The following is a 523-nucleotide window of genomic DNA, read 5'->3' as shown; positions in this document are numbered from 1 at the left end:
GCGCGGGGAGGGGCGCCGGTGGTGGTGATCGATCGATGGATCTCGGCGGAGAACGCCACCGGGCTCGCGGTGGCCGCGTCGCATCCCGAGGCACTGTCGACGGTCGCGGCGTTACTGGACCGCGCGGGCATTCACGCGTACCCGGTCGACGACGTCCCGGGTCTCATTGCGGCCCGGACCCTCGCGGTGATCGCCAACGAGGCCTGGGAGACGACCCTGCATGGGGTCGCGACCGCCGATGACATCGATGTTGCGATGCGGTTGGGCACCAACTACCCGGCCGGCCCATTCGAGTGGACCGCGGCCTGGGGCACGGGCGCAGTCGTGGGGATCCTCGACCGGCTGTGGGAGACGTACCACGACACTCGCTACCGTACGAGCCGAGCCCTCCGGGACGCCGCCGTCGTCTGACGCGGCAGACGCACAGAGCACCCTCGTCAGAAGGAAGGGAGGTGCTTCCACCTGGAAGCACCTCCCTTCTTTCCGGCTCACCGCGGTGGGGTATCCGAGTGCCGCCTGAGCC

Annotated in this window: 1 protein-coding gene; it reads left to right on the top strand. The window is 69.8% G+C overall.

The window, feature by feature from the left end:
* Positions 1 to 411 (top strand): 3-hydroxyacyl-CoA dehydrogenase family protein (locus tag AC1D1G_RS45880; RefSeq protein ID WP_477957021.1); only part of this gene is annotated, 411 nt, incomplete at its 5' end.
* Between the last annotated feature and the right edge of the window lie 112 nt (positions 412 to 523).

The organism is Rhodococcus sp. P3_B8, from assembly GCF_056402775.1.
The sequence above is the reverse complement of the archived record's forward strand: the minus strand, read 5'-3'. Positions and strand labels throughout refer to the sequence as shown.